Below are 1,213 nucleotides of genomic sequence, written 5' to 3'. Positions count from 1 at the left end.
AGACCGCCCGGTTGTACAACATGACCGACGACCCGGGCGTGAAGGAGATGCTGAAGTTCAACCTGGCCCGGGACACCGTGCACCAGAAGCAGTGGTTGCGCGCCATCGAAGAACTCCAGGCCGACGGCCTCGAATCGGACATCGCCCCCGGTGCCCTGCTCGACGAAGAGGACCAGACGCACAACAACACCATCTGGCACCTCTCCGATGGTCCCGACGGCAACAGGGGCGCCTGGTCCACCGGTGAAGACCGCATCGAGTACCTGATGGACCCCAAGCCACTCGGCGGCCCGGGCAGCGCACCCAAGCCCGACCCCGAGCTCTACGCCACCTACTCCGCGAACGGGTCCGGCAGCGGCTCGGCGGACACGGCGGAGCTCGCGGAGGGCGATGTGGAGACCTTCTACGCGGACGGGCGGTGGAAGAACCAGGTGGTCGGCAACAGCCGGGCCTCCAGCACGGGCGACACGAAGGCGGAGGCCCAGGCCGAGGGCCGGGAACTGGCCCGCAAGCGCGGGGTCACTCACGTGGTGCGCCGCAAGGACGGCGAGATCACGGAGCGCCACGACTACGGCCGCTGAGGCGCGGCTTTGTGCCGCGGGGCGGTGAGGTCGCGGAGTGGCGCGGCTGCTGCTGAAGACCGGTGCCCGCGGACGGGCACCTGCGTGGTGTCGGGCAATGATTTCTGCCGCGGCACATAGTGATTCCGCAAACCGTGTAGCCACGGTCGAAGGTAATTCGCGTCAGGACCACTCGGACGAGTGGTGGGAAGAGTGCGTTGCGAGCCTTGAATGGCTAGGTTTCTCGTCTCGTTCGAAGAATCATTTTCCGATGAAGGGGAAACTCAGTGTCGCGCACACTTCGTGCTGGTGTCATCGGTCTCGCGGCTGCGTCGGCGGTTCTGGCCGGGGCGGGCGCCGCCTCCGCGGGCGGGGTCTCCGCTCCGCAGCTCAAGGCCGTCGGCATGACGCTCAACGGCCTCGCGGGCAAGGCCGGCACCCCCGGCGTGCTCGAGCCCGTCACGGGCAAGCAGAGCGCCCTGTCCCCGCTCACCGGCGGCAACCCGCTGCGGCAGCTGACCGGCAAGCTGCCCATCGGCTGACCGATGTACTTCATCCTCGGCGGCTACGGCGGCGCGAACCGGCAGTACGCGGCGGTCAAGTTCTTCCTGTACTCCTTCCTCGGCGGTCTGATCATGCTGGCCTCGGCGATC

The 1,213-nt window shown here is 67.9% G+C and carries 2 protein-coding genes; both read left to right on the top strand.

Features of this window, described 5'->3' with window-relative positions:
• Positions 1–581: manganese catalase family protein (locus ABZ215_RS43785; RefSeq protein ID WP_354956868.1), on the top strand; the 581-nt coding region annotated here is incomplete at its 5' end.
• 266 nt (positions 582–847) lie between these two features.
• Positions 848–1,102: a hypothetical protein gene (locus ABZ215_RS43780; protein WP_020422927.1), complete on the top strand. Its 255-nt coding sequence runs from the start codon at positions 848–850 to the stop codon at positions 1,100–1,102.
• Positions 1,103–1,213 lie beyond the last annotated feature (111 nt).

This window comes from Amycolatopsis sp. NPDC006131 (assembly GCF_040614175.1).
GTDB lineage: Bacteria > Actinomycetota > Actinomycetes > Mycobacteriales > Pseudonocardiaceae > Amycolatopsis_E > Amycolatopsis_E tucumanensis.
Note: the sequence above shows the minus strand (reverse complement) of the source record. Positions and strands in the feature narration are given on the sequence as shown.